Source organism: Colwellia sp. BRX8-4 (assembly GCF_014077345.1).
GTDB lineage: Bacteria > Pseudomonadota > Gammaproteobacteria > Enterobacterales > Alteromonadaceae > Colwellia_A.
Genome location: NZ_JACGVS010000005.1, coordinates 124,045 through 147,051 on the forward strand (window position 1 = coordinate 124,045; position 23,007 = coordinate 147,051).

Sequence of the window (23,007 nt, forward strand, 5' to 3'; positions counted from 1 at the left end):
TTAAATTTAGACATCATCACCCGCCACTAAAAATTCTCGTCTTATAAGCCCATAATCTTTAGTTATTAGCTCAACAGCAATCGCTCGAGGTAAACTTTTATTTATAATTTGTTTTTGCCATTTTTTGTCATAAAAAAACTCAAAATTTAGCGCTTCAATCTCGGTGATTAACTTTCTTCTTTTAGGCTCTTGCCCTTGGATAGCGTCAACAAAATTAAAATGAAGTCGCTCAAAGGTTCCCTCATTTAATTGATAAGCGACTGATTGCATATTGCTACGCGGTAATAGTAGACCTGGATTTGTCCATCCGTTGCGAACAAAAGCTAAGGTACTTTCGCCATTTGAAAAACTATTGCTGTCAGTATATAAAAAATCTTGCTGGGGAGCTTCGCCATTTAATCGAATACTGCGTTTAGCAATTTGCAGTAAATCACGCTCGATAAGTAAAAAGCCTCGCTGTAATTCATTAACGCGTTCGGTACGAATTTTAGATGACTCATTACCTTTTAATACCGTATTAAAAATAGTGAAACTACTCATGCTGATCATTGAAAAAATAGCGATAGCTATTAAAACTTCTAACAAGGTAAAGCCATTATTCGTTGGCTTATTCAAGCAAATCTTCACTACGGCTGACTCTTTGAGATATAGGTAACCATACTAGTGATCGCTAACTTTTCATCTTCTTTATTACGAATTTCAATCGTTATAGCACGCATATTCTTATTTTCTGTTTTAAGCACTTTTTGTAGCCAAAACCATTCTTGGCCAGCCATTTTTACGGTGCCTTTTTTATTGTTTTTTGGTGGCCATGTTGGATCTAATGTCATCGCAACTAATTGATTTGAGGCCACCCAATTGGCTAATACTTTATTTTCTAAATGACTTAAATTTTTAAAGTTATTGTCTGCTGCACTTAACAACGCAATACCCGCGATTGAAAAAATAGCCATCGCTAACATAACTTCAATTAAAGTGAAGCCTAATGAAGCCGTTTTAATGACCCGTTTGACCTTATTCATCATCAAAGAGTGGCCCTTCAACGGTTATCGGTGTGGTATATAAACCGGTCACCTTAAAATAAAGTTTTGCTTCGGTATAATTATTTTTAACGAATTGAAAACGCAGACTAAACGGTGTTATTTCACCGCCTGAGAGTATGTAAATTTGGGGAATAAGTATTTTTTTTTCTATATTATTACCGTCATCATCTTTACCTACGTCTTCATCTAAATCGTTCTCTTTATTAGCCGCTTGTAACTCATTAAATACTTCAGTATCAAATAATTGTGGTTCTTCAATTGGCAAGTCATCAAGTTGTAAAATCAACTCAACACCTTCAGGTAATTTATAGCGACTGAATAATTCATTATCAGAGATATCCGACCACGTTATGCCGTCGTACCCTAAAAACTGATAACCTTTTTTGCCAATAACTAAGCCTAATTCAATATTATTTAGCATGCCATATTCAGCAGCAATATTAAAAACGCCAGCAAAACGTTTACTCGAGAGTTCAAGTGTTTCTTCGGCTTTATCACCTGAAGCACTAAACTGAACAACCGAAACCATTAAACCCACCAGCACAATAACCAACATCACTTCAATTAAAGTGAAACCGTTAACTACTGTGCTGTTTTTGGAATAATGCTTCATATTAAGAGTTCACCAAAACTACTGGTAGTCGCCAAGGTTCCAGTTGCCAATATCGTCTTCTGTACCAGGTTCACCGTCGGGTCCCATGGTAAAAATATCAATATCACCATTTTCGCCTGGATTTAATAGTTGATAGGCGTTGCCCCAAGGATCGTCAGGTAAACGTTTAACATAACCCCCGTTTGGAAAACGACGCGGTAAAGGTTCAACGTCAGTTTCTTCAACTAAAGCTTCTAAGCCTTGTTCAGTCGTTGGGTAGTTATAGTTATCCATTTTGTACATACTTAACGACGTTTCTAATGCATTAATATCTTGTACTGATTTTTGAAGTTTTGCGGTATCCATATTGCCCATCAAGTTTTGAACAACAACACTGCCTAACAAACCTAAAATAACAATAACAACCATCACTTCCAATAAAGTAAAGCCACGTTGTTTATTTTTCACTTTCATTGGTTGAATTTTTTTGTGCACATTAACCTCCTACTAAGGTATTTAACTGAAGAATTGGCTGTAAAATAGCCATAACTATAAAAAGAACGATACCTGCCATAGCGATCATCAAGGCGGGCTCAAAAGCTTTTAGCGATATATTCATCAACGCTTCAAACTCCCTGTCTTGGTTGTCTGCTGATCGACCAAGCATATGTTCTAACTTGCCACTTTTTTCACCACTAGCAATCATATGAAGCATCATCGGTGGAAATAATTTCGTTTGCTCTAAAGAAACTCGTAAACTCGCGCCTTCGCGCACTTTATCGGCCGACTCTTTAACGCATTGCTTAATGTATAAATTTTCTAAAACTTCACCTGATATTTTCATGCTTTCCAGCAAAGGAACAGCACTGGCGGTTAAGATACTTAAGGTACGAGCAAACCGAGCGGTATTAATACCACGAATAATTTTGCCCAGCCCTGGAAAACTAATCACCTTGCGATGAAAAGCAAACTTGAAGCTGGCCTTTTTCATTAAATGATTAAAGCCACCAATCAGTAAGGCAATCAAAATAAGGATATACAAACCATTATCTCTTAAAAAATCACTGGTACTAATTAAAAACTGAGTCGTTGCAGGTAAGTTTGCGCCCATGTGATCAAACTGGCCAACAATTTTAGGGACTACCGCCGTTAACAGTATTGCGATAACGCCTATGGCTACGACCGTCATAATAACGGGATAAATAAGCGCTTGAATGATTTGTGAACGTAAGTGTTCCCGTTGCTCGGTGTAATCGGCTAAGCGGTTTAAAACCGTATCTAAGAAACCGGATTTTTCACCTGCCGCAACCATTGCTCGGTATAAGTGACTAAAGACATGCGGAAACTCGGCCATACTCTCGGCTAAACCATAACCTTCGGTTACTTTTGTTCGTACCGCCATGATCATACTTTTCATGCTGTTTTTTTCACATTGTTCGCCAACGGCAAGCAAAGATTCTTCAATCGGTAAACCCGACTCGACTAATGTTGCCAACTGACGTGTGATTAAAGCAAGTTCAGCAACAGATACTTTTGTTCGTCCGCCAAACCGTGATTTATTCGCGGCTTGCTTAGTTTTTTGTAAGCTTGGCGTTACTTCAGTGGGCATTAAGCCTTTGTCACGTAATAAGCCACGCGCTTGTCTGGGTGTATCACCTTCGATAACACCCTTTACCGTTTTACCACGGCTATTTACTGCTTGATAATCAAAAGCTGCCATAATAAAACTCTAGTTAATCTTCTTTGGTAACACGCAAAACTTCTTCGAGTGTCGTTTGTCCGGTCAACACTTTATCAAAGCCGTCACGGCGTATGCTTGGCGTATTTTGGCGAATAAACTTTTCAATAGCCTGCTCACCTTTACCATTATGAATAAGCTCGCGTACTTTATCGTCGACAACAATAAGTTCATGAATACCCATACGGCCTTTGTAGCCCTTTTGGCTACATTCACTACAACCAACTGCGCGATAAATATGCTGAGTGTTGTCTTGAGGTAACTCAAGTAATTTAAGCTCTGGGCCATCAGGTAAATGGCTTTCTTTACAATGCGGGCACAATGTTCTCACGAGTCGTTGTGCTAAGACCCCCAAGAGACTCGATGAGAGTAAAAATGACTCTACGCCCATATCTTCCATACGAGTAATGGCACCAGCGGCACTGTTAGTATGCAATGTCGACATCACTAAGTGACCGGTTAAACTCGCTTGCACGCCAATTTGAGCGGTTTCTAAATCGCGTATTTCACCAACCATAACAACATCGGGATCTTGGCGAAGTATCGCCCGTAACCCGCGAGCAAAGGTCATATCAACTTTGGTATTAACTTGCGTTTGTCCAATACCTTCAATGGCGTACTCGATGGGATCTTCAACCGTTAAAACGTTACGCTCTTTCGAATCGATTTGGCTCAGTCCCGCATAAAGCGTGGTACTTTTACCCGATCCCGTAGGACCCGTAACTAAAATAATACCATGGGGTTTTTCGATAAGTTTTGAAAACTTTATTCGGTTGGCAAGTGTCATGCCTAAATCTTCTAAATCGAGACGAACCGAGTTCTTATCAAGTAAACGAAGTACCACACGCTCACCATGGCCCGTTGGCATTGTTGAAACACGTACATCAACAGCACGACCGGCAATGCGCAAAGAAATACGACCATCTTGTGGTATGCGTTTTTCAGCAATGTCGAGTTTTGCCATAACCTTGATACGAGAAACTAATAATGAAGCAAGTTTACGATTAGGCTTTAATACTTCACGTAAAACGCCATCAACACGAAAACGAATTTGTAGCGCTAATTCAAAAGTTTCAATATGAATATCAGAAGCATTTTCTTTTATTGCTTCACTCAACATCGCATTGATCAATTTGATGATTGGCGCATCATCTTCATTTTCTAGCAGATCTTCTGTTTCTGTCATCTCGTCAGCGAGAGAATACAAGTCAACTTCGTTGCCAATATCTTCCATCATCTGTTGAGCTTCTGAAGAATCTCGTTGGTATGAAATAGTTAATAACTGTTCAAATTCATCTAACGAATGAAATTCAATAGCAAAGGGGCTTTTTAAGACCCTACGCACTTCTAATACTGCCGCACTGTTAACATTGGCTAAGCAATGTAAGGTGTATTGGTCGTTACTTTTACTAATAAGTACATGATGACGTTTGGCAAAATTAAAAGGCAAACGGCTGATCTGCACTTTTACTTCTTCTGCCTCTTGACCATTACCTGCAACATTTAAAGTCACTACGCTGTCGATGTCTTCTCTCTTTTCAATATCAGCCATATTATTGGTCTTTTTGGTCTGAAGTTGATGAGTCATCACCCTCGCTTTTAACGACAGGCGGTAATAAGCTAGAGTCTTTAGACTGACTTTCTTTCATATATTCATCGAATGAAGGAGGTAAAGTCAGTTGGTCATTCCATTCAGGTAATAATGGCATTTTTTCATCGCTCATTAATGACAAACCTTCTTCTTGCTTACGTATTTCAGTCGCACGAATATAGTTATACTTTTCTTTACTAATTTCATTCATCAACTTGCCATCACGAATAATCGTTGGGCGAATAAATACCATTAAATTACGTTTACGCGTTGAGGTTGTTGTTGATTTAAATAAGTGCCCAATAAAAGGTATGTCACCTAATAAAGGTACTTTTTGTTCACTTTCTTGAACGTCTTCATCAATCAAGCCACCCAGTACCACGGTTGCGCCAGAATCGGCCATCACTACCGTTTTAATTTCACGTTTGTTGATAGAAATATCTACCCCCGTAGCGCCACTCACCGAAGAGACTTCTTGCTCTATAGTTAACTGCACACCACTGCCCTCATTCACTTGTGGGGTAACGGTTAGTTTTATACCAACTTCTTGGCGTTCAACAGTTTGAAATGGATTGCCGTTGTTGCTACCAGCAGTAGAGCCAGTAAGAATAGGAATTTCTTGTCCAACTAAAAAGTGCGCTTCTTCATTATCGAGTGTAGTGATACTTGGCGTAGCAAGGATATTGGAATTAGTGTCATTACTCACCGCTTGTATGATTGCGCCCCAGCCATTTTTCATAATACCAAACATACCACCGCTTACAGAGCCAAGTAAGGTTGCGGCTAATGAATAGTCGCCTTTAATATCATCTTGATCAGGGTTAACCGTTGTGGCACCACTTTCAGAAGTAACCGTAGAACCTTTAGTTCCTGGTGTTGATTGAGCTGCCTCAGCAGCCGCTGCTACAGCACTTATAGGCGCAGGACCGTTATTGAACTGGGTAAAACCACCATCTTCGCTGAACCATTGCACGCCTAAACTAATACCGTCACTTTCAAAAACTTCGACGATTATCGCTTCAACAAGCACTTGCGCACGACGAACATCTAATTTGCGGATGACTTCCTCAAGTGAACGTAGCATGTCTTGCTGAGCGGTAATTACCAAGGTATTGGTGTCTTCATGAGCGTCAATGCTGACATTACGTTTTTTACTGCTTTGTTTACTCGTTTGTGCGCCAGCGTTTTCGGCTTCAATTGATTTACTGACCCCTTCAAGTACTTTGACTAAGTCTTCAGCTTTTGAGTATTTCAAATAGTAAACACGGGTATTACCATTGGTTTCTAATTCACTGTCTAAGCGGGAAATTAACTTAGCGACACGCGAACGGGCTTGAGATTCGCCGCTAACAATTACACTATTGGTGCGCTCATCAGCAACTATTTTAGGGATAAGGAAGGTTGGCGTGCCAGATTTTCCTTGATCAGATTTATGCATGGCTTCAACAATACGCACCATTTCTGCCGCCGATGCATATTGCAGTTTAATAATTTGTACGTCTTGATCGCCAGCTTTGTCGACACGCTCAATAATATTCACTAAACGATTAACAACCGCAGCAGTGCCCGTTAGCATGATGACATTAGCGGGATCATAATTGACCACATTACCGCCACCGGCTTGATCTGAAAGTTGACGAAGTAAAGGGGTTAATTCACGTACTGTGACATTTTTAACTTCAACAACTCGAGTCACCATTTCATCACCCACACCAGGGTTTTCGTTACCAACAACCGGTATTGATGAAGTTTTAGCGTCTTTATTACGAATAACTTTTACAACATTATTATCCATTTCAACAGCAGAGAAACCATACACTTCAAGCACATTTAAGAACACTTGATAATATTGTTTTTCGGTAAGTTGATCTTGGGTACGTAATGTCACTTTACCTCGAACGTTAGGGTCAACGATCATGGTTTTTTTCAGGTTTTTACCGACTATATTGATGAATTCGTCAATTTCAGTACCTTTAAAGTTTGGCGAGTACTTAGCCGCATGTATATCAGCACTAAATAATAAAGTATTCATCATCACAACAGTTAAACCTGTTGCTAACAATCCTTTATACCAAGGGGCGCGAAGAGTCTTGCGCAAGGAAAAATTTTTCATAACTTAATTCTCAATTTTGGTCAGTAAAGGTATTAACCACCGATACTAAATAATATTTCGTTCAATTCACCATTACGATCGATTAATAGTGATACTTCTTTATCTTGTTTTAATGCAGCAAGTGCCTGTGCGGCTTCGCTTGGCACCGTTAAATCATAACCATTCATTTGAATCGCGATATCACCAGATTTCAGCCCTGAATTTTGAAAAAAATCTGCGTTTTTACCCGGCAACAATCTGTAACCTACTATTTTGCCACTTTTACGTTTTGGCGATATTTTTAAATAATCGGTAATTTTACTTGGGTCGGTATTAATTTCGTCTTTAAATGACTTTGCACTTTTACTCAACATCTTATTTGTTCTTTGATCAATAACATTAGGTGATGTTAGTCGACTATTTAATTCTCGAGTTTTAGCCGGAGATATTGCCGATTTATTTACCACGTTTTGTTGTATTTTTTCATTGTAATCAAAGCCATCAAGCATCAATGTTTCAAGTTTTCCGGCATGCTTTAAAAGCACTCGGTCACGAAAGACACTATCGAGCACGGCACGTGTTCCGGTAATGGTTTCACCAGGACTATAGGTGTCTTGCTTACCAGCGTTTTCAATGACCGCCGCAGACGTAGTTTTGTCATCACTTGCTACTGCCCCTGATAGCGTTAAACGTAACTGTGTTTGAGGTGCACTTTCCACTTCAACCGTTTCAATTGTATCTATACTGTCTGTATATAAGCCAAATAAGTTCAATGTTTTTAAATTTGTTAAACTGATATCAGCTTTTTCAGTGTTCTGTATTGCTACTTTTACGCTAACATTCGAAGATGCATGATATTGACCACTTGGCGCAACAAGCCAAGTGATTTGTGCAAAAACATACGCGATGTAAGCTAACAAAAATACACTGATCACCTTAGCTATTTTTTGCTGAGGTAATTGTGAAGAGAAGTCGACTACACTAGAAAAATTTGAAGGTAATTGCATGGTTATCTTTATAGAAATTTAAATTAATTTTCATTATTATACCGTGATAGTACTTGAGCTAGACATTATCAACAAGGGTAAGATGATGATTAAAATATTTATTAACAATTTAGTGCTGTTATGTGCAAACTAATATTGCCAGTTCAGCGATACACTTAGTTAAAAGACTAGACATTATAAGCAATTATGATATTTTCGCCGCGACATATATTTATAGGAAGATGGTAAGTAGATGAAACATAATTCACCTCTCACTGAAAACACTTCAACCCGTCTCGATAAGTGGTTATGGGCTGCTCGTTTTTACAAAACACGTGCCATTGCCAAACAAATGATTGATGGTGGTAAAGTGTTCTATAATGGTCAACGAACAAAGTCGGGTAAAGTCGTTGCTTTAGGAGACAAAGTTGTCTTACGCCAGAGTTATGAAGAACGAGAAATTATTGTTGTGGCGCTGGCAGATAAACGTCGAGATGCGAGTTTTGCGCAAACTCTTTACCAAGAAACACCCAACAGTATTACCACTCGTGAAAAAAATGCCTTAGCACGTAAACAAGGCACTTTACTTAGCCCCGCTAGTGATACTAAACCCGATAAGAAACAACGTCGACAATTAATACAATTTAAAGAAAGGATCTAACTGTGACTGTTAAAACTGATGTTTTAAATCGCTACTTATTTGATGGTAAGCATGCTCGTGGAGAGCTTGTACAACTGACTAAAGCTTATCAAGAAATTATCGCTTTGCATGAATACCCTCCTGGCGTGCAAGCCTTGTTAGGTGAATTAGTTGCCGCCACTTGCTTGCTTACTGCTACTTTAAAGTTTGAGGGCGAAATTACTGTTCAATTACAGGGCGATGGCCCCATTAGCTATATGTCAGTTAATGGTGACGATAAACAAAATATGCGTGGCATAGCTCGTTTAGCTGAGCCAACTGCTGGTATAGGTTTAAAAGAACTAATAGGTAAAGGTACGATGGTTATTACTATACGTCCTGAAAAAGGCGAACCTTACCAAGGAGTTGTTGCACTAGATAAAGATAATTTAGCTGATTGTTTAGCACATTACTTTGAAGTTTCTGAACAAATACCCACAAAAATTTGGTTATTTAATAATGCTGATAATACTCAAGTTGCTGGTAGCTTAATACAACTGCTTCCTGATAGTGATAGCAAAGAAACTCAGCTTAGTGATTTCGGACACTTGTGCCAACTAACCAATACAATAAAAGCAGATGAGATTTTTTCGCTAGACGCTGAAGACTTATTGTATCGCTTGTATCATCAAGAAGAGGTTCGTTTATTTGAACCTCAATCGGTTAATTATCAATGCAGTTGTTCTGAGGAAAAATGTTTAACAGCTATTTCTCAAGTTTCACCAAGCGAATTGATAAGCATTATAGAAGAGCAAGGTTGCGTATCGATGACTTGTGAATATTGTTTAACAACATATAAGTTTGATGAACCAAAACTTGCACACTTTATTCATGAGCCCAAGCACTAGTTTAGACTTAACGTCTTAATTCTACCTGTTCGCCTTTTAGCGCTCTTCTGCTAATGGGCGACCCACTTGACCACTGTAATCTATTTCTATCTCTACCCGCTCAAACTGTTTTGCTACTACAAGTGATTTATAATAACTTAAGAGATCGACACCCTCTCCTGGCGTTAATCGATAGGTACTTTTAGCTATTTTATTAATATTTGCGGTATTTTCATAGCTTGTTAGGCTCGCTAAGTTGTTAACGATAACCACAAAAGTGCCCTTTACCGTGCCCGTTTCTGACATTAATAAATTAACAACTTTAGCGCCATTAGTCAGCTTATCTGCTTGTAATTCAAATTTCTGTTCGTTGAGCATTAAGTATTTATTTTCTGAATTTGTCAGTTTTTTAAAAACGTTGTTATTTTTTAAACTTCCATTACTTTCACTTAAACCGCTACTAGTGGCCCGTGCAAGTGTTTCATTAGTTGTAGCATCTGATGTGTTTGGCTTTAAAGAAGCAGCTTCTTTATCGCTGGTTTTTTTTTCTAGTGGCTGTACGACTTCTCTTTTATCTGAACAAGCCATTAAAAAAGTTACACTAAGGGCGATGACACTAAGGTTACGCATATTTACTTCCTTTTTTATTTCCAGTCATAATTAAGTGATAAACGTTTAGTTATAAAAAAAGCTGATTGAATGACCAATCAGCTTTATTTTTACTTGTTGATACTACTTGTTGTTACTACTTACTTTTTACGGCGACGTAATAACGCTAAAGGTAATAGCAAGAAGGCTAATAAGCCAGTTGAACCACCGCTAGAATCTTTCCTAGCTGGAACCATACTAGGCATATCATTAACCACTACAGAGAAACTCTGCGTAGCATCGACAGTACCATCATTAACACTTGCTACAAATGTTAGTGTTTCACTACCAGATTCAATACTAGGAGAAGTGAAAGATATAGCTGCTGTGTTTGAGCCCGCTAATGTCACTGTTGGACCAGAGGTTTGTTCCCAGCTGTATGTTAATGCATCACCATTAGGATCTGTAGCTTCAACACTCATGCTAACAGAGATACCTTCTCTAACAATTCGCTCTACATCAGTAACGGCTGTTACAATCGGTGCACGGTTATCACAAGCAACACTATCACCTGCAACTACATCACTGAAAAGACTTGTTGTTATGCTATCAACGGTAACATCGTCAATTAACCAACCATCTGCAACAGTATTCGTATCACTAGCGATACGGAAACGGAATTTCACTTGGTTACCGTTTAAAGATTGGCCAAAGGTTACACGTTCATAACCTTGATTAGTCCCCGTAAAGGCAGCACGTCCAGCAAGAGCTGATTCAGCATTTTCGATAATAACACCGGTGTAGCCAGCAACAACAAATCGACCGCCAACTTCAGTTACGTCGATCCATTCATCACCATTAATGCTAACTTCTACCACACCACCATCCCAACCATTTAATGGTGCAGCAGGTTCGGTTGGGTCTTGGTCTGGATCTACTGGATCTGCTGGATTTGCTTCAAGATCATAGTACTGATACCAAGTTATTTGGAAGTCAGTTGCTTCAAAGCCAACAAGCATGTCTTTAGTTTCGTAAGCAACGTCTGATGGATAACCATTGTTATTTAACCAAAGGTAGTTATCACCACCGCCCCATGCACGCAACTCGCCAGTACCAACAGCTTGCTCCCCACCGATCATAACGTTTTCTTTAAAGTCATTAAATGCAGAAATAGTGTTCATGTCTTGAGATTGCGACGTTCCAACTAATTCTCTATCAGCAAAATCATAGTTAACTGTTGTTCTAAATGAATAGTCACTAGCAACACTTTCATCAAGATCAGGGAAAGTGACTTTCAACTCTATGCTATCAGTAGTTGCCACTTCATTTAATGTAAATTCAAGTGGTACGCTGGTTGATGAACCGGTAACACCTAAGTTAGCAAAAGTAATCATACCATCGTTAGCAAATGTTATGTCTTGGTCGCCAACGACTTCGACTTGTGCTGCAATATTTTCATAAGTAACACTACCGCGGTTTTCGATAACAAAACTAACTGTACCTGTTTCACCTTTATCAAGCACATTATCACTAGTACAGTAACCAGAAGTTAATCCCTGATAGTTAGCATTTAATACTTGTCCTTTAACATTGAAAGCTGACAATTCAGTTTTATCAGACTCAACTACGCCGCTAAACTGTGTATCAAAACGACTTGGTGCAACTGCGCCTAATCCCATGCCACGCTTAGCAAATGCGGCAAGTATTATTTTGTGATCTGCAGGGTCATTAGCAAAAGCTGCTGCTAATATTGCATCACGTGCTTCAACAAATGTTGGTGCTATTGGCATCATTTTGTAGCCAGCAATTAAGTAGTCTTTCATTAAACTATTTGCTTCAGCAAAAGTATGACTCTCACTGTTGATCATACCAACGTAAGATTCCCACAGCATGTTAGAAAATACAGAGCCTGGAGAATGAACTAGATCAGGGTATAGAGCTACATCACCAAATGAAGATGGATTAATTTCTACGTTTGTTGAATAAGGGTATGGACGAATACCTAATACATAACTATCTACATAAGTAGTTACACTATGTGGTAAACCATGTGTTTCATTACCTACCATTAAGGCATCTTTTTCTTCAGTCAATAGTAATAAGGCATGGAAATCACTAAAACCCTCACCCATAGCACGCCCTTGTTGACTGCTTAAACCGTTACTGTTACCCACTAAACGGTTACTAATATAGTGACCCCATTCGTGTGCCACAATACCGTTGTCCCATGCGCTACCTTTAAATCTAGCAGGTAACTCTTTCTTGAACATATCAACAGAGACAGTTTCGTCTGCCGCTAACAAGGCGTATATTTCTGTCCCTTCATCTTGAGTGATCATAAAGCTTGGAATAGTAATCGTGGCATCAGTGCCGCCCATACCATTAACAGCATTACCATCTTTGTTGTTGGCAATAATAACGGCAACAGCGCCTGCTGCTTGAGCATTAGCCACCTTAACGGTAAACCCACAAGCCCCACGGTCAATAACGGCAATTTTACCCATTAATTCAGTGCCGTTTGTTGGAGCTTCACAACCGTCGTTTACTGGCGCAGTTGCATCGACATAACGTACTAAATCACCAGAGATTTCAAAAGCTTCAGGACCAAAGAAAGGAGCACCAAGGCGAGATAATAAACCTAGGTCAGCATGGGTAGTTACTGTAACGCCCTGATCAACACCGTTTACTGGTGCCGAAACATCCCATAAATACATTTGCATTTGTGGAGAACGACCATCAGCTGGTGTAGACATGTTGGCATTATTAAAGCCTGAGTAATCTTGAACTTGTACCTCAAGAGCATCATCCTCTTCACCACCACGTTCGAAGTTAGATAGCTGAGCATTACCTGATACTTCATCAAAACCATGATCATAGTAATCATCATGTAAGTAGTTATTCATGTAAAACAGGTTAACAATAGCCGCTTTACGGTTATGCACCGAATATTCTTTTTGAGCAATGTCATACTCGTAATCAAAGGTATTAGTACTGGTGACTTCTGCCATGTAATCGCCGTTACTCAAACCATTAGGCGCGATAACATCAACATAAGCCGATACGTTATTACCCATAGTTACTGTAGCGTCATCGGCTAACCATGGATCCATAGTGCTTATTGGACCATGGCTTAATGTTACTAAAGGAGCAGGTAAGTATTCTGAAGTTCTGTAAGCATAAATGTCTGCACCTTGTGGAGCTGGCATAACATTACCGTGTGGGCTATCCCAAGGTTTTGCATTTTCATCAGCATAAGCACGGTAATTAAAGTCAGCTGCATGGCTAGTTAGATTATTTTTAAATAAAACTTTACCTGTATTTGCTGAAATCACATAACTGAAAGTTTCTGAATCTACAGAATCTACGGCAGCAGTTTCAATTTCTACGTAATGAGCAGCAACAAGCTGACCTTTCTCTTCAAAAAAGACTTTTTTAGTTCTTGGCTCACCAACGATAACTTTATCAGTGGCGTAATTAGTAACTGAGAATTCTTGGTATTTACCACTAGCATCTTTAGCCGCTAGTTTAACTGAGTTCGCATCGCCACCCATATCAGAGAACGCTGAGTTTACAGCTAAAGCAGAGTCACCAAATGCTGAGCTCATATCTTTTATTGCCGCTGGCGCTGTTTTATCAACAAAATAACCTGATGAAGCAACTAAGCCAAACTTAGCATCCATCATGATATTGTATTCACGATTGAATACTTCAACACCAGCAATTTCTTGTTTGTATTTCGCTATTTTCGCGCCACGTCCTAAATCATGAACATTAGCGAGTACAGGCTTAGAAATTTTAGATTTTTTTATTGATTTGCCCGTTAATTTATTAAGATAAAAATCAGCAGCAAAAGCAAGCTGATTTTCTGCAGAAATAGCACCTAAGTCAGGAGCAGCAATATTTTTTCCTGCCCACTGAAATGTAGTTTTACCAAGTTCTGCATCATACTGGTTTTGCATACCACTTGCCGTGGCAACCTGTGTATTTAACGCTGCAACTTTAGTACCTGATTTTGAGCCAACAACTTGCTCAATTGGAAAGTTTTTAGTTGGCATGCGGTCATTAGCTACCACGCCTAGTGCGGTGGTGGCTAGTGCAGAACCGACAAATGTGGCGATGATTGATTTATTAAATTTCATACTATTCCCTAACTATTTTTTATTATTAACCCACAACTTGGGTACTGAAGCATTTTATTATTAACCCACAACGTAGGCTCTACGGTAATTTATTACATTTATGTAACAATAAAGCAATCATTTAGCTTAAAAAACACAAACAAAAAGTAAAGCATACGTTACGTTAAAGTAATAAACGCTTATAAGGCAACCACTTGTTACAAAAACGTTAACGTCGTGCTTAATAATGGATAATAACGGATAAATACATATATTTATAATATCTCTAGCAAGTAACTGATTGGATAGTAGAAACTTATTTATACTAAATTTACCATAACGTCACTAAGTGGATTTAACAGATGAGTGGCATAAACTCTTTTTTCACAACAAAAAAGGCGCTAATTTTATAATTAGCGCCTTTATCAGTTTAAAAGTTCAGCTTTGTGAAACAGGTCCAATTAAAGCCTTAAAAGTGGACAACAACACCTGCAAAAGCACCTTTAAATTCAATGTTTGTATACAAGTCATCTAAATCTTCAAGTTCAAATTTAACCGCTTTATAGCCAAGTGTTAAATTTACATCAACCGCTAAGTTATCAATAAGCTCGTAGCTCAAACCGACTTGGTAGTCGTATATAGTATGATCGTCAATCGATAATAAATTACCATTGGCAAAAAGATTAAAACTCGTGCCGGGTAAGCCGACAATCGTTGAAACATAAAGCATAGGTACGATTTCTGTAACGGCTAATGTTCCTTCAACTGATGTACCACCAATAGCTGATGCAACCGTAATATCGCCATCAAAATCACGACCGGTTAAACCAATATCAAAAGAGAAAAGACCGTTATCAAAAATTTCATAATATAACGTATAGTCAATATAACTAACATCGAAGGTGCTACCGACAGCGGTGCCAGCGTCGAATGTTTTACCAGAAAAGTCAAAATCCTGCGACAAAACTGTTGCGCCATCAGTATCTAACGTTGTTGAGGCTATCATTAGATTGGGGATTAAAGGGATCGGATGTTCTAGAGCGATATAAAATGAACCTTGCTCTTTATCTTCTAAATTAAAATCAACTAAGCCAGCTTGTTCACCAAAAGTACCTGTTGCTTCATTACTCCATATTGAGCCACCAATATAAAGTCCGGCAATAGTATCAGCCATTGCTGATGTTGAAAGTAACCCGGTAACAAGTACTGCTAATGCTGTTTTTTTCATGTTGAACCCTTTATTATCCTTGACTTAATAAGTCATTTAAATCGATTAGTGCTGCGTTAGCACGAGAAATATAATTTGCCATTACTAAAGAATGATTAGCTAATAAACCAAAGCCATCACCATTAAGGATCATTGGACTCCATATAGATTCTTGGCTTGCTTCTAATTCTCGAATAATTTGCTGTACGCTTACTTTAGCATTTTTCTTCTCTAATACATCATTAAAATCAATTTCTACGGCGCGTAAAAAGTGAAGTAACGCCCAACACGCACCACGTGCTTCATAAAATTCATTATCAATTTTCCACCAGCTGGTTTTTAAGACAACGCTTGACTGTGCAGATGTTGATTGCTGGGCAACGCTATCGCCAGCTAAGTCGGTATTTAACTGTTCACGGCCAACACTTGCACTTAATCGTTGAGAGTAGCTGCCTAAACGTTTATTCACTTCTTGGATCCAGTCACGTAAATTATCTGAGCGAGCATAAAATTGCGCTGTTTGACTGTTAACATCACCTAACGCTTTGCGATAGGCATACAATTCGTTAATTGCTTTATTGTATTCACTTTCTGCACTTGGCATCGCCCAACTTTTGTGATCGATATTGTATTGAGGCTGAGCAACTTTTAAGTGCTTATTTTCTACCGATTGTGACTGAGAGCGGCTAAATTCCTGACGCATAACAAGCGCCATATCACGCGACATTTCAAGCGCACCAAGCTCCCAAGCTGGGATATTGTCTAAAAATACTGAGGGTGGCAAAGCATCATTTGACAGATAACCGCCAGGTTTATTTAATAATGTCTCGGTTACTCTAATAAGTGCCGTTGTTGTGGTGTAACCGACAACAGGTTTTATACCAGCTGCCGTTGCATCTTTCGTTGCTTCAGCTCTAATATCAAGCTGTTCAGGTTCAAAGCTCCAATAAACGCCGAGAAAATAGCCTGAGAGGATGATAGCAAAAAAAATGGTGACAAAAGTTTTTCCTGAAAAATTAGTCGTCATGTTGAGCTCCTAATGGTGTTGTTTTTTAGCCGGGTTTTCTTGTTTAATACTTCGCACCGGAATGGTTACGACAAGATCCTTTTGCTGCTTAAAGTGCAATGTTAATGAAAGTTCCTCTTCAGGTAACAAGGCTTTTTTAACGTTAAATATCATTAAGTGATAGCCCATAGGCTGCAATACCACTTTATTATTCCCTTCGATTGTCAATTGTTCAACTTGACGCATCTTCATCATACCATCACTCATGGTGTGTTGATGAATTTCAATTCTATCGGAAAACAAGCCACTGACTCCTGTTAAAATTAGCGCCTCATCATTTTTATTTTCAATCGACATATAAGCTGAAGTGATACTAGTTCCAGGTATGCTAGCTCTCACATAAGGCCCGTCAATAATAATATTACTATCGTGTTCAACAGCAAAAACATCGCTATTGATACTGAGTAACGTAAAAGATAATACAATGGCTATAAAACATATTTTATTCATTTCTCGCTATACTTCCTTTTTTAGACAGATTATTTTTATTGCCTTAACATTGTAACTAAGCTGGAGCAAAATGGATAACTTAATTATTAGCCAAGAAAACAATCATGTTTTCACCGTGACTCTTAACCGTAAACATAAAAAAAATGCACTTAATCAAAGTATGTATATCGACTTATGTGCTGCTCTAAAATATGCGAGCGAAAATTCAACTATCCACTGTGTACTTATTCAAGGCGATGAAAACTGTTTTTGTGCAGGTAATGATTTGGATGACTTTTTACAATGCTCACAAGATGATGAATTAGTAGCATTAGATTTTGTACAAGCACTGACAATATTTGATAAACCTCTTATTGCCGCAGTTGCTGGCCCGGCAATAGGTATTGGCACTACCTTGTTGTTACATTGCGACATGGTCATAGCGGCAAACAATAGTAAATTTAAATTACCCTTTACTCAGTTAGGTCTATCACCTGAAGCTGGCTCTAGCCTGTTGTTACCCCTGCGTATTGGTCATAACAAAGCGTTTGAACTTTTAGTACTTGGCAAGCAATTTACTGCCGAACAAGCACTAGATTACGGTCTTATTAATCAAATATGCATCCCGGAAGATTTACTAAAAATAGCTAGCGATATTGCTAATACTATTGCTAAATTACCTCATGATTCTGTCATGACCAGTAGAAAATTGATGAAACAACATGCTCAATTGACTATGCAACAGGTCATTGATAACGAAGCTAAAGAATTTAAACGTTTAGTAAAAACGCAGCAATGTAAAAATATTTTAGCGCAATTTTTTTAAAAAAATAAATCTTAAAGGTGAAATAGTCAGCCAAAATTTGCGGGGGTTTCATCTTTAGGCGATTTGTTTTTTGTCCCCTGCCATTAACCAAATAACAACAGCAATAAAAATAACGGGCCAAAATATACCAATCATCACAAAGGCCGCCGCACCAAAAATCATCATACCGATAAAAATTAATGAACCAAACACACTCATAACAATTGCAAATGCCACCATGACAAGAATAACCATAATAATTGCTGAAACACTAATCGCTTTTAAAGGATCAATGAGTTCATCACCAACATGAAGGTCGACATTAAACATTTCTATAAAACTTATTCCTAATGCATAGGTTAAAAATAAGGTTGCAAAAATTGCTAATGTTAATGATTTAAAAAATGACATAATTCCTCCTGCTTACTTAGTTTTACGCACAGCTATCGGTAAATATTATTTACTCGCTATCGCTTTAAGTTAATACTGCCCATTAATGCTTGGTGGGTAATAGTATCGCCGCGACCACATAAGCAACACCGCTAGCTAACGGAAATATAAGCAAAGCAGCAATAGCGGCAATACGAACAGCTATTCTTGGTAAGTCATAATATTTTGCGATGCCCGCACAAACGCCTGATAATTTTTTATGGGCAACATCTTTTGTTAAAGTTTTTTTCACTGAATACTCACGTTGATAGCTCATCATTTATTCCTTAATTCTAACCGCTGTTTTGTAAAAAAAGTTAATAGTCCTGCGCCAACAAAAAAAGTTAATACGGGAGCAAGACACATGATCATTATGAAATAGCCACTATGATGTATCATGTAATGCCCCCTAGTTTTTTGTCGCTTAGCCATTAACAACTTGCTTTTTTAAATCGGTTAATTCTTGTTCAATAGATTCATCTGTTTCTAAATCACGAAACTGGCTGGCGAGATCTTTATTCTCGGTAAAGTCATAAGACTCTAATTCAGCTTCTACTCGGTCAATTTTTTGTTGGTAGCGTTCAAATTTATTAATGGCTTCATCTATGTTGTAGACAATCGCTCTTTCACGCACTTTTAAACGTACTTCAACTGACTCTTGGCGTAATGCAAAAGCGTCTTGCTTACGTTTAGCTTCTTGAAGTTTTTCTTGTAAACGTTGACCGTCTTCTTGTACTGCACTCAAAAAAATCTCTAGCTGCGCTAAGTCATCATGGAATTCACTGACTTGTACTGAACATTTTTGCTTTTCATGTAGCGCAGACTTCGCAAGATCATCACGCCCTTTATTAATGGCTAATGCGGCTTTTTCTTGCCAATTATTAATACTAGCTTCTAGTGATGCTATTTTACGCATTAAGGTTTTCTTTTCTGCTATATTTTTTGCTGCAGTAGAGCGTACTTCAACCAAGGTTTCTTCCATTTCCTGAATGATCAATTTAACCATTTTCTCAGGATCTTCAGCTTTATCTAACATATTGTTTAAGTTAGCGTTAATAATATCGGTAAAACGTGAAAACATGCCCATAATCCATTCTCCTGCGCAAATGCGCTGCTATTAGTATTTTAATTTAATGACTCATTAAGTATTAACCAAAATGTTAATGCTTAACTTGCTACTGTGTTTTCTATTACAAGTGACATGCCAACTCAGCAAAACAAATTAAACTACTGTTTATTAAGGGATTTTATAAAGACATCGATTACAGAAAGAAAGAGGACATAATATGTCAGACGAAAATATAGTCAAATTCACAAATTAATTAGTTAATTTGACTATACCCATAACATGGTGGAATTTTATTAAAATGAGCGTTGGATTATTGAGTAACCACTACCGGAAAATAATCACCTGCGCCCCACTCACTCCATGAGCCGTCATAAACTTTTACGTGCTTATAACCGCACATTTCGGCGGTTAACGCTAAAACACAGGCGGTTACCCCAGAGCCACAGCTCATCACCATTGGTTTATTTTCGCTATTAATAGCGTTAAATTTTTCTTTTAAAATATTTTTGGCGAGCAAGCAGCCATCATGCGATAAATCACTAAAGGGTAAATTCACAGAAGAGGGTATATGACCGCTACGAATACCTTCGCGTGGCTCAGCAACTTTGCCCTCAAAGCGTTCTTTAGCCCTAGCATCAACAATAAGGTGTTCTTGAGAGTTAAGGTTACGTTCTATATTTTGGCTGCTATAAAAGTATTTTTTACAAAATGTAGCGATAAAGTTACCACGGCTAGTAACGGAAGATGTCGCTGATGAAACACGATACCCTGATGCCAACCAAGCGGGTAAGCCGCCATCAAGTACGGCAACATTTTCATGTCCCATTGCTCTAAACATATACCAAGCACGCGCTGCAGAAAATAAGCCTTGGTCATCGTAAACAACAATTTGACTGTCTGTCATTACCCCTAACGCACGCGCTTGCTGCTGAAAATGTTCAGCACTTGGCATAGTGTGGGGAAGTGGATTTGATAAATCAGAAAAGTTTTTATTTAAATCGAATCGCTTGGCATAAGGCAACGTAAAGTCTGGCCATTGTTTTTCTGGCGAGCGCATATTACCAACGGGTGGGATACTCGCATCAAGCAGTATTATATTTGATAATGGTTTTGCAGAGTCTCCGGTTAAATGGAGTGTAGAAAAAAGCAAATCATGCAGCTGACGGCACGATATTATTTGCTGAAAAGTCGAAGGCATAGTTAGCGTCATTCATTTTTGAATAAGGCTTAAAAAATAACGAATAAATCGATAGTTGTACAGTCGAAAAAACAATATAAATTGGCAGGGTACAACAAATTCCCTGCGTTTAGCTTGCGGCTTGTTTTTCGGCTGATGATTGTTCACGGTTATTTTCTACTAGGCTTACCACTAAAGACGCTGCCAATAAAAATACAGCAGGTAACATCAATAACGTAAAAATTAGCTCTAAGCTCGGCATAATCAATTCCTTACTCATCCGCTGCTTGAACGGTATTCTTTTGTTGAGTACCCTTTTTGTTACTAAGCTTAGCCACTAAAATTTGGGAATATTTGTTGTTGGCTAAAGCTGACATCGTGATATCTGGCTGAACTTTATCTTTTACGCTACTCGTTAATTTTGTATTGAGTTGTTCAATGCCTGTTTTAACCATCAGATTAGCGATAGTTTTGATGTCTGTAGTGTTGTCTGCAAAACTGTTAAAAGATAATAAAGCGGTAGTTAATGTGGTGATCAATAACGTTTTCATGTTGTTCTCCAAGTTTTATAATAGTTAAGTCGTAATATCTATTACAAAGGTTGTGCCAGAGATCAAAAAAAAATTAAGCAATTGAATTTTATAGGATTAATTAATCTATGCTTTTATCATAAAAATAAAGTTTAAGACTAAATAAAAGAAAAGTGGTCAAAAAAGCCAATTATTAATAATTATAGCGATAACATTATCTTTATCGCTAAACGGCAAAATAAATAGTATTCCGATTTAGGGATACAATTTCCCAAAATCGGTACACAAAACAGAAAATTACTCGCCTGCAGGAAGGGTCACTTGTGCGAACGCATCAAAAAGAACTTGGCTGGTAACTTCATTACCACTGCATTGCTCACTTAAATAACGACGAAACTGCCTAGCACCCGCTAAACCATTGCAGAGTCCAAGCATATGGCGAACAACATGCCAAGCACGCCCGCCGTTGGCAATATGAATATCAATATAGCGCGCCATCTCGGCAACAATTTGCTCTCGAGAAAGAATATCCGTGTTTGTTTGATAAATCGCGTTATCTGCTTCAACTAACATGTAAGGGTTTTGATAAATTTCACGGCCTATCATCACACCATCAATATGAGCTAAATGCTCATTGGCTTCATCATAGGTTTTAATACCGCCATTAATTGAAATTTGTAACTGTGGAAAGTCTTTTTTGATTTGATAAACACGACCATAATCAAGGGGCGGAACTTCCCTATTTTGCTTAGGGCTTAAACCGCTTAACCAAGCTTTACGTGCATGAATAATAAAATGTTTACAGTCAGCCTGAGAGACCACATCAACAAAATTATGTAAAAACTCATAACTGTCATGGTCATCGATACCGATACGCGATTTAACAGTAACCGGAATATTGGCTGCCGCTTGCATCTCATTGACACAGTCAGCTACCAAAGAAGGTTCAGCCATTAAGCAAGCACCAAAACGACCATTTTGGACACGATCAGATGGGCAGCCAACATTAATGTTAATTTCATCATAACCATACTGCCCAGCCATTTTTGCACACTCTGTCATGGCTTTAACATCACTTCCCCCCAGTTGCAGTACAACAGGGTGCTCTTCTTTGTTAAAGGATAAATAATCACCTTTACCAAATATAATTGCGCCAGTAGTCACCATTTCGGTGTATAGCACGGTGTGCTTTGACATAACACGATAGAAGTAACGGCAATGGCGATCAGTCCAATCGAGCATGGGTGCAACGGAAAGTTTATGTGAAATCATAAAGTTATAAAAAACCTTTAAGTTTAAAGCGAATGTAGCTGTTGGAAACAACAACAGAAAATTTCGCTGATTATAAAGGCTTTAGCGATGTTAAACAAAAGAAATAATGCCAAGTGACAGCACCGAAAGCCTCGATAGCTTTCAGCTATTTTTATGGTATAAAGATGGGTGAATTTTAAATAACATCACTTAATAATTTGGCGAATTAACGCCTAGTCAATTTGAACCTAAATCGGGGCTAAGTTATAGCAAGTATCTTGCATAAATAGCCTAATAGATTAACAAGAAAAGGTTAATCTAGGTCGTCAGGATCTGACTCAAGTTCGTCGTCTGTTTCAACTTTAGTTCGACCAAATAAGGTGTGGAATTGCTTGGGTGTTAAAATTATGTTTTGATATTTTAACCAAGCCTTCTCGATGGTATTGCTTACAGCAGCATTACCACGACAAACTTCAACAAAATGTTGCTCTTCTTCGGTAACAGGCAGACGGCTTCCTAAAGAAAGTGCCATTAATGCAACGCCATATTTTTCTAATGCCTCGGCCTCGGCCAAGTTAAAGTCACCGGAACGCTTTATGCCGCGCGGATAATTTCTATCATCGTAAAAATTTCTATTTACCTTAAAACTTTCTGCTGATATTGCTAAATTAGCCATTTTATAAACTCTACTAAAATATAAATACACTGATAATCGCATTTTTAACTCAATATCGATTAATTGGCAATTATTTTTTTAACGTTAATTAGAATATTTTACTTAATGTATATT

General features: G+C 38.2%; 24 protein-coding genes. 3 read left to right on the plus strand and 21 right to left on the minus strand.

The window, feature by feature from the left end; all coding sequences use genetic code 11:
• Positions 1-6 precede the first annotated feature (6 nt).
• The 8 genes from gspJ to gspC form a co-directional block, all read right to left on the minus strand.
• Positions 7-615 carry a type II secretion system minor pseudopilin GspJ gene (gene gspJ / locus H4J56_RS06430; RefSeq protein WP_220465911.1) on the minus strand — a complete coding sequence of 203 codons (609 nt, stop codon included), beginning with the start codon at positions 613-615 and terminating at the stop codon, positions 7-9.
• An 11-nt stretch (positions 616-626) separates the two neighbouring features.
• Complete coding sequence (gspI, locus tag H4J56_RS06435) at positions 627-1,025, minus strand: type II secretion system minor pseudopilin GspI (protein ID WP_182259034.1); 399 nt, start codon at positions 1,023-1,025, stop codon at positions 627-629.
• Positions 1,015-1,656: a type II secretion system minor pseudopilin GspH gene (gspH, locus tag H4J56_RS06440; protein WP_182259035.1), complete on the minus strand. Its 642-nt coding sequence runs from the start codon at positions 1,654-1,656 to the stop codon at positions 1,015-1,017. Before gspH ends, gspI begins: the two co-directional genes overlap by 11 nt.
• Before the next feature lie 18 nt (positions 1,657-1,674).
• Complete coding sequence (gspG, locus tag H4J56_RS06445) at positions 1,675-2,109, minus strand: type II secretion system major pseudopilin GspG (RefSeq protein ID WP_182214818.1); 435 nt, start codon at positions 2,107-2,109, stop codon at positions 1,675-1,677.
• 22 nt (positions 2,110-2,131) lie between these two features.
• A complete protein-coding gene (gene gspF, locus H4J56_RS06450; RefSeq protein WP_182214719.1) occupies positions 2,132-3,355 on the minus strand; it encodes a type II secretion system inner membrane protein GspF in 1,224 nt (407 codons plus the stop codon).
• 13 nt (positions 3,356-3,368) lie between these two features.
• On the minus strand, positions 3,369-4,925 hold the full coding sequence (gene gspE, locus H4J56_RS06455; RefSeq protein ID WP_182259071.1) for a type II secretion system ATPase GspE: 1,557 nt from the start codon (positions 4,923-4,925) through the stop codon (positions 3,369-3,371).
• A gap of 1 nt (position 4,926) precedes the next feature.
• Positions 4,927-6,999: a type II secretion system secretin GspD gene (gene gspD, locus H4J56_RS06460; RefSeq protein ID WP_259367711.1), complete on the minus strand. Its 2,073-nt coding sequence runs from the start codon at positions 6,997-6,999 to the stop codon at positions 4,927-4,929.
• A gap of 110 nt (positions 7,000-7,109) precedes the next feature.
• The gene (gene gspC, locus H4J56_RS06465) at positions 7,110-8,063 is read right to left on the minus strand and encodes a type II secretion system protein GspC (RefSeq protein WP_182259036.1); all 954 of its coding nucleotides are present in this window, start codon (positions 8,061-8,063) and stop codon (positions 7,110-7,112) included.
• A 232-nt stretch (positions 8,064-8,295) separates the two neighbouring features.
• On the opposite strand from gspC, the gene hslR reads away from it, so the two are divergent.
• Positions 8,296-8,703 (plus strand): ribosome-associated heat shock protein Hsp15, encoded by a 408-nt coding sequence (hslR, locus tag H4J56_RS06470; RefSeq protein WP_070374949.1) that lies wholly within the window; start codon positions 8,296-8,298, stop codon positions 8,701-8,703.
• 2 nt (positions 8,704-8,705) lie between these two features.
• Positions 8,706-9,569: an Hsp33 family molecular chaperone HslO gene (gene hslO / locus H4J56_RS06475; protein WP_182259037.1), complete on the plus strand. Its 864-nt coding sequence runs from the start codon at positions 8,706-8,708 to the stop codon at positions 9,567-9,569.
• 36 nt (positions 9,570-9,605) lie between these two features.
• Here the strand turns inward: hslO and H4J56_RS06480 are convergent, their stop codons facing one another.
• From H4J56_RS06480 to H4J56_RS06500, 5 genes are all read right to left on the minus strand, one after another.
• On the minus strand, positions 9,606-10,178 hold the full coding sequence (locus tag H4J56_RS06480) for a hypothetical protein (RefSeq protein ID WP_182259038.1): 573 nt from the start codon (positions 10,176-10,178) through the stop codon (positions 9,606-9,608).
• Positions 10,179-10,297: 119 nt separating this feature from the next.
• Entirely contained in the window at positions 10,298-14,275 is a 3,978-nt protein-coding gene (locus H4J56_RS06485) for a rhombosortase-dependent M36 family metallopeptidase (protein ID WP_182259039.1), read from the minus strand.
• Positions 14,276-14,723: 448 nt separating this feature from the next.
• On the minus strand, positions 14,724-15,482 hold the full coding sequence (locus H4J56_RS06490) for a TIGR04219 family outer membrane beta-barrel protein (RefSeq protein WP_182259040.1): 759 nt from the start codon (positions 15,480-15,482) through the stop codon (positions 14,724-14,726).
• Between the two features lie 13 nt (positions 15,483-15,495).
• Complete coding sequence (locus H4J56_RS06495) at positions 15,496-16,488, minus strand: DUF2333 family protein (protein ID WP_182214728.1); 993 nt, start codon at positions 16,486-16,488, stop codon at positions 15,496-15,498.
• 9 nt (positions 16,489-16,497) lie between these two features.
• A complete protein-coding gene (locus tag H4J56_RS06500) occupies positions 16,498-16,977 on the minus strand; it encodes a copper chaperone PCu(A)C (RefSeq protein WP_182214730.1) in 480 nt (159 codons plus the stop codon).
• 70 nt (positions 16,978-17,047) lie between these two features.
• On the opposite strand from H4J56_RS06500, the gene H4J56_RS06505 reads away from it, so the two are divergent.
• Positions 17,048-17,782 carry an enoyl-CoA hydratase/isomerase family protein gene (locus tag H4J56_RS06505; protein WP_182259041.1) on the plus strand — a complete coding sequence of 245 codons (735 nt, stop codon included), beginning with the start codon at positions 17,048-17,050 and terminating at the stop codon, positions 17,780-17,782.
• Between the two features lie 54 nt (positions 17,783-17,836).
• Here the strand turns inward: H4J56_RS06505 and H4J56_RS06510 are convergent, their stop codons facing one another.
• The 8 genes from H4J56_RS06510 to H4J56_RS06540 all read right to left on the minus strand — a co-directional run bounded on the left by H4J56_RS06510 (position 17,837) and on the right by H4J56_RS06540 (position 22,893).
• Positions 17,837-18,172 carry a hypothetical protein gene (locus H4J56_RS06510; protein WP_070374956.1) on the minus strand — a complete coding sequence of 112 codons (336 nt, stop codon included), beginning with the start codon at positions 18,170-18,172 and terminating at the stop codon, positions 17,837-17,839.
• An 82-nt stretch (positions 18,173-18,254) separates the two neighbouring features.
• The gene (locus H4J56_RS06515) at positions 18,255-18,467 is read right to left on the minus strand and encodes a PspC domain-containing protein (RefSeq protein ID WP_182214733.1); all 213 of its coding nucleotides are present in this window, start codon (positions 18,465-18,467) and stop codon (positions 18,255-18,257) included.
• A gap of 147 nt (positions 18,468-18,614) precedes the next feature.
• Positions 18,615-19,277: a phage shock protein PspA gene (gene pspA / locus H4J56_RS06520; protein ID WP_182259042.1), complete on the minus strand. Its 663-nt coding sequence runs from the start codon at positions 19,275-19,277 to the stop codon at positions 18,615-18,617.
• A 292-nt stretch (positions 19,278-19,569) separates the two neighbouring features.
• Entirely contained in the window at positions 19,570-20,457 is an 888-nt protein-coding gene (locus tag H4J56_RS06525; RefSeq protein WP_182259043.1) for a sulfurtransferase, read from the minus strand.
• Between the two features lie 109 nt (positions 20,458-20,566).
• Complete coding sequence (locus tag H4J56_RS19645; protein ID WP_259364605.1) at positions 20,567-20,698, minus strand: hypothetical protein; 132 nt, start codon at positions 20,696-20,698, stop codon at positions 20,567-20,569.
• Positions 20,699-20,708: 10 nt separating this feature from the next.
• Positions 20,709-20,987 carry a hypothetical protein gene (locus tag H4J56_RS06530; RefSeq protein WP_182259044.1) on the minus strand — a complete coding sequence of 93 codons (279 nt, stop codon included), beginning with the start codon at positions 20,985-20,987 and terminating at the stop codon, positions 20,709-20,711.
• A gap of 276 nt (positions 20,988-21,263) precedes the next feature.
• Positions 21,264-22,238, minus strand: a complete 975-nt coding sequence (gene dusA / locus H4J56_RS06535; protein ID WP_182259045.1) for a tRNA dihydrouridine(20/20a) synthase DusA — start codon at positions 22,236-22,238, stop codon at positions 21,264-21,266.
• Positions 22,239-22,530: 292 nt separating this feature from the next.
• Positions 22,531-22,893, minus strand: coding sequence for a DUF413 domain-containing protein (locus H4J56_RS06540; RefSeq protein ID WP_182222532.1), 363 nt, complete (start codon positions 22,891-22,893; stop codon positions 22,531-22,533).
• Positions 22,894-23,007 lie beyond the last annotated feature (114 nt).